This window comes from Ruminococcus flavefaciens ATCC 19208, assembly GCF_000518765.1.
In the GTDB taxonomy this organism is placed as follows: domain Bacteria; phylum Bacillota; class Clostridia; order Oscillospirales; family Ruminococcaceae; genus Ruminococcus; species Ruminococcus flavefaciens.
Window position 1 is genome coordinate 639,018 of the sequence record NZ_KI912490.1, and the last position, 6,209, is coordinate 645,226.

Annotated in this window: 3 protein-coding genes and 1 pseudogene; 3 read left to right on the top strand and 1 reads right to left on the bottom strand. The window is 38.2% G+C overall.

What is annotated here, in order from left to right; translation table 11 throughout:
- The first annotated feature begins 275 nt into the window (after positions 1-275).
- The 3 genes and pseudogenes from L870_RS17695 to L870_RS17700 all read left to right on the top strand — a co-directional run.
- Positions 276-2,429 (top strand): hypothetical protein, encoded by a 2,154-nt coding sequence (locus tag L870_RS17695; protein WP_051411563.1) that lies wholly within the window; start codon positions 276-278, stop codon positions 2,427-2,429.
- 91 nt (positions 2,430-2,520) lie between these two features.
- Positions 2,521-4,944 carry a hypothetical protein gene (locus L870_RS0112905; RefSeq protein WP_028518494.1) on the top strand — a complete coding sequence of 808 codons (2,424 nt, stop codon included), beginning with the start codon at positions 2,521-2,523 and terminating at the stop codon, positions 4,942-4,944.
- A gap of 89 nt (positions 4,945-5,033) precedes the next feature.
- Positions 5,034-5,639 (top strand): annotated as a pseudogene (locus tag L870_RS17700) (manganese catalase family protein); the annotation flags it as partial.
- Here L870_RS17700 and L870_RS0112915 read toward each other — a convergent pair.
- A partial coding sequence (locus L870_RS0112915; protein WP_028518495.1) for a dockerin type I domain-containing protein occupies positions 5,613-6,209 on the bottom strand: 597 nt, incomplete at its 5' end. The pseudogene L870_RS17700 and the gene L870_RS0112915 sit on opposite strands and share 27 nt — an antisense overlap.

Consider the following 6,209-nt stretch of genomic DNA (forward strand, 5'->3'; position numbering starts at 1 on the left):
GTTGGTGCAAAGAAAGTTAAATTAACATACTTTGATATGCAGTTTATTAAGGAGGTAGTGTTATGGGGAAAAATGAAAGAAGATGGTTTTACCCGCCTGACGAGTAATGCCGGTCAAAGAAAAAAAGATGACAAATACTGTTACAGGTAACTAAGAAAGGGTGTGGAAAAGGAGCGGGACAAGTAACAGAAAATTAATTATTTGAGAAGACATCTCTTCAGCAAGATCACACGATAAAAATACTTTTATTATTATTTATTAAAGGAGAAATTATTATGGCTGAAAGCTTATTAACAAATGAACAGGGAACATTATCAGAGAAGCAGCAGGATTTTACAGCTCAGTTTTATGCAGAGATAAATAATGTCATTGGCGGAGACAATCCGAATCAGATGCTGACATTGCTCCTCCCCGGAATTGCTCTTACCAAAGAAGATTTTGAATATGATTATAAAAATCATGCGGAAAAAGGCCCTACTGTTGAAGCAAACGAGTCTAAACTCGCAAATAAGCTTTACGATCCTTTCCATGTAAGCGGTGCTGATAACGGACGTATGCTCCCGCACCAGTATAAATCAGCTCTTGATGCATTAACGCCAAAGCTCAATCCTGAGATAGCAAAGTCAAAAAATGCTCTCCGTGAACTGCTTTTGACAAAGTATCCATATAAATTCAATAAGATGTCTGAAACCGAGATCAATACTTTCCAGGAAGTATTTTATCAGCTTTATGATGAGTATGTAGCTGCTATGAAAGACTGGAGCGTACTTCAGAATGAAAAGAGAGCTGAAATAGAAAAGAAATACAGTGTTGAACTCAAAAATGCTGATACAGATGAAGAAATCAAAGCGGTAAATATCAAGATCAATAATGAATATCTTACTTGGTTTGAAACCGAGGCATATTCGTCATTCAATTTTATCAATCAGAAGATGTCAAAGCTTCTCTCAGTATTCTCTGAAAATGATATGAAGATAATTGAAGGAATACTTGACAGCGGTTCAGGAGCTGAATTGCAGGAAGCAAGAGCAACTTTAAGAAATCTTCGCAAGCTGACTCCTGACGGAGGATATATTTATCCTGTAAAGTTTAACCCGACAAACTGGTTTGAGCTGCTGGATACTTCATTTACTCCTGTTGATCTGCTTGAATCACCGACTGTAATATACGATAAGCTGCACAGTCTGATGAGCAGAAAAATTTCACTTACCAGTAAATATCAGGCTCTGGCAAGTGCTGTACCAAGTGAAGCTGAAGTTAAAGCAGCAGCATCAGAGCTTGAAGCTGCAAAAACTGCGGTGGATACCGCTATGACAAGCCTTGAAAATGCCGGAACAGCAGGTCTCGCAGATTTCTGCAAGAAAGTTACGGGTATGGTATGCGGAATATGCCTTTTACCTGAAGAAGCAGGAACTGATAAGATCATAAGTTCAGTTGTTAAACCTTATGCAACCGGCAATGACAGCCTGATAGATTCAATGGTAAGCGGCGGAAAAGCTGTAGCATCTGCTTTAAGCGGACTTAACAGCAAACTGAATACATACACCAAAGCACTTGAAAAGAACGCAAAAATCAGGCAGAATCAGCAGCTTGCAAAGGCTCGTGATATGATAAAGACTGAGATCGAGGAGATCGACTTTGAGATAAGTGAACTTTCATCCAAAGCACAGCTGGCTCAGGCTATGAATTACAATGAAGATGTTAACGGAAACAAGATACCTGAAGGATATTCTTCATTCTATATCAGACACAGCAAAGACAGAAAACATGATGAGAGCGAAGAGACTATCACAACTTCAACAAAGACTACAGGAAAAGGCTTCTGGTTATTCAAGAAGAAGAAAACTACTACTACTACAGAAACTCATTTTGAAGAAATCTGTGAAAGTGAAAGCTCAGTAATTGAAGTAGGAATGAATGTTGCAAAGGTAGGTATTGAGCGTGAATGGTTCAATCCCGGAGTATTCGTGCTTTCTGATGAGATGTATCACCTTACTAAAAAGCCTGTTTCAAATTCATTTGATGCAAAGAATTACAATCCCGATGATTACATATTCCCGTGTTTTCCTGTTGCAATGCTCATTGCAAGAGATGTAACAATAAAGGTTACTGTTAAGGCATCAGCAATGGGAAATAAGGTGGATACAGCTGTATCAGAGTCATCAAATTCAAAGGGATATATATTCTTCAATTCAGGTTCGGGAAGCAGAACTTCATCTACAAAGAGTGTATTTGACGAGGCAAACGATGAGATGTCGATCATTATAAAGATACCTACTCCGCAGGTAATAGGTTTTTATCTTGAAAATACACCTGCAGATGCAAGCGATCCGTACAATGCTTCAGGTGATATGGATAATATCAGAAAGTTTGTAACTGCATATCAGGATGTAATAGCAAAGAAGACAAAGGAGCTTGAAAAGAAGTAATATCTCTTTTCAACAGCTTTGACATACAGGGAGATACATAGTTATTTCCCTGTATGCTTAATTACCGATTATCGAAGAAGGAGTTGCAATAATGGCTGATGAAAAAGAAAAAATCTCCAAAAAATCCAAAAAAGAAGGCAGCCTTTCCGGAAAAATAACTGCTACTGATCTTGCTCCTATTACTTCTGACATTAAAAAGCCGCCCAAAATAGCACTTACTGTTGATGCTGCACGTAATACCGAATCAACTAAAGCTGATCTTCAAAAACTTGCTTACCTGATAGGAAAGGTTAGAGATATGAAAAAACTGTTTGAATCTGAAGAAGCTCCCGCAACCGAAGTAAAAGATCCGATAGATACAAAATCAAAAAAAGCCTTTGCTACACAGATCTACGATGAGATTGATGCTAAGATCGGCGGAAATGATTACAATCAGTTCCTTTGTCTGCTTTTGCCGGGCATAATCCTTTACGAAGATGATTATAAATATGATCTCAAGAAGGAAATCAAGGGACCTGTTATAGAAGCAAATGAAGCCAAGCTTGCAAACAAAATGTTTGATCCGTGTTTTATAGCTAATTCTGATAATGGCAGAAATCTTGCATATCAGTATAAAATGGCTCTTGATGTTCTTACTCCGAAGATCAATAAAAGACTTGCTTTGCATAAGAACAGATTAAGAAAGCTTCTTATTTCTCCTTATCCTTATGATTTCGGTGACGGTGAAGAGAAGGAGTATACTCTTCAGGAAGTATATTTCAGGCTTTATGATGAGTATATGAAGGAAATATACGACTGGAAAAAGGTAATCTCAGCTAAAAAAGAAGAGCTTAAAGATCTGTATCCCATAAAAGATGATTATGAAAGAGAATATCTTGAATGGTATGAGGATAACGCTGAGGACTATCTTGATAAGATAAATGAGAAAAAGGCAAAGGTACTCTCTGTTTTTTCGCCCAATGACATGAAGGTGCTTGAAGGAATACTTGACAGCGGATCAGGTGCAGAGCTTCAGGAAGCAAGACAGAATATCTATAATTACAGAAAAATAACTCCGAACGGAGGATATACCTATCCTGTTGAATTTGAGCCAAAGGACTGGTTTAATATGATAGGCACATCATTTACTTCTGCGGAGCTTATTGACAGTCCTGAAAAATTAGTTGAAAAAATACAGAGACTTTCACTTAGAAGAACCTTCCTTTTTTCAAGTATATGTGATATATGCAAGCTCGTGGGGAATGATCTTGGCTCGAAAGAATTAAGGGGCACACTTGAAAGCGTTCAGAAGTACAAGACTGATGTTGAAAAAATGACTGAAAAGCTTTTCAGTACGCAAAAGTTCCTTAAAGTGATTATACCTGCACTCGAGATAAGGTCAAAATCAAAAATTGATATTAACGAAAGATCTCTGGAGAAGCTCATGAACAATGTTTTCCTGGGTGAAAGACCTCAGAAAACAAATAAGGAGATCATTTCAACTATCAAAAATCTTAGCAGGAATGCTCTTGATAATCACGACCATTACCTTGAAGAAGCAGCCGAGCTTACAGATAAACTGTTAAATGTAGTTGAAGAAAAGAAAAAAACAACATATATTGAGCTTATCAAGCCGTTAAAAAAAGAAATTGATGAAATAAAAACTGAGATCGACACGCTATATCAGCAGCTAAGTATCTCATCGGCTATCCATGAAAATATATCAGATGATACATTGCAGGAAGATATAGTTTCTCCAACAACTCCAAAGGGATTTACTAAGGTAGAGTTTGAAACAGATGCGGAATCACTTGATATTCAAACGAAATACTATACTTCGTCATCTGCTGTTTCATCGGGAAAAAGCTTTCTTTTCAACGGACACAGAAGCAGCAGGATCAGTGAAAAGGAGAAGCTGGAGGATATTTTTGGAAGCAGCGAAAAATACACTGTTCAGGTCAGCATGAATATAGCAAAAATAGGTATAGTACGCGAGTGGTTCAATCCCGGTGTTTTTTCGCTTACAGGTGATATGTTCAGATTAAGCAATTCGATGATAGCTCCGTCTGAAAGTAAATCATATAATGGCATTACAGAAGCTCGGCTGAAAGATATGCAGGACACAATTTTTCCATGCTATCCTGTTTCAATGGTTATTGCAAGCAATATACAGCTTAAATTCAAATATGACGGTAAAATAACAGAAAAGACAAGAGAAGCATTTGAAAAACACGCAGAGTCAAACGGTGGCTTTCTGTTCTTCCGCGGAAAGGATGAAAGCGGTAATTCAGATATCGCCGGCGTTCATACGTACTACTCAGATCAGTCTATTACTCTGAAATTTGATACCACACAGGTTATAGGTTATTATCTTCAGGCTACTGCCCCCGATAAAAGTACATTCCTTGATAACAGCATCAGTGATGATGAGAAGAATATTTATTCGTCACTTGCAGATTTCAGTGATAATTATCGTAAGGTCATTAATGAAAGTTTTAAGAAAAGTTTTACAACATTAAAAACTGATAAAGAGTAATGTCAATACCGTTGTTTAATATTAAAAACTCCCTGAATTAGTTCAGGGAGCTTTTTTTATGTCGTTCATTGATATATGTACAGCATTGATATGGAAATAAACTTCAATACCCTGTAAATATAAAAACTCCAAACGCTAAACTTGCAAAGGCGATAATATCACAGCTCGGCGGTCCGGACGGGGAATTATCCGCATCTTTGAGATATCTCAATCAAAGATATGCCATGCCATATGGCGAAGTCAAGGGACTCCTGACCGATATTGGCACCGAGGAACTGGCGCACTTCGAGATGATCTCGGCTATCCTTTACCAGCTTACAAAGGATCTTTCAATTGAAGAGATAAAGGCAAGCGGTTTTGACACCTATTTCGTAGACCATACGACGGGAATATATCCTGTTGCAGCATCGGGGACTCCCTTTACAGCTGCGTATTTCCAGTCAAAGGGAGATATAATCACCGATATCCAGGAGGATATGGCAGCTGAGCAGAAAGCCCGCACCACATACGATAATATACTTCGTCTTGCAGATGATCCTGATGTCCGTGATCCTATCCGTTTTTTGCGTGAGCGTGAGATAGTGCATTACCAGCGGTTTGGTGAAGCGCATCGTTCAGGATACTGCAAAAAGAAAGCCGTATTCATTACGAATACGGCTTTTTTCGGGTTATACACCGAAGATAAATTCCTTTAAAGAAATAACATCGCCTTTAGCAATTGAAACGTATACATAGTAACAGAGGATATAAGAAGCATCAAGTGCGTCTACCCTTCCGTCACCGTTAACATCATATGCTTGCCTCTGTTTTTCTGTCAGCGGCACATTCTGTGAGGTTGAATTCTTGGCATATATCATAAGGATAATGCTTGCATCAACTGCATCGATCTTTCCGTCGCCTGACGCATCACCAAGCTCGATATCGGGCTCGTCATCAACATGAGTTGTAGTTGTTGGGATTGTTGTAGTGGTTGTTTCTGTAATTGTAGTAGATGTTGATGTAGAAGTAGTCGAAGTTGTGGTAGTTTCGGAAGTCGTTGAGGTCGTAGTTGTTTCAGAGGTTGTAGATGTGGAAGTTGATGTGATCGTTTCTGTAGGTTCAGAAGTTGTTGATGTTGTGATTTCTGTTGTTGTTTCGTAATTTGTTGAAGTTGTTACTGTTGTAGTTGATGTTGTAGAAGTTGTCGAAGTTAATGTAATTGTTGTGCTTGTAGTTGTTGTAGTGGTCTTGCTTGTAGTAGATGTAGTTTTTGAAGTTGTGGAAGT

What these genes read in the sequence shown, in the direction of transcription:
- L870_RS17695 (WP_051411563.1), top strand. Translation starts at nt 276, where the DNA reads ATGGCTGAAAGCTTATTAACAAATGAACAGGGAACATTATCAGAGAAG.
- L870_RS0112905 (WP_028518494.1), top strand. Translation starts at nt 2,521, where the DNA reads ATGGCTGATGAAAAAGAAAAAATCTCCAAAAAATCCAAAAAAGAAGGC.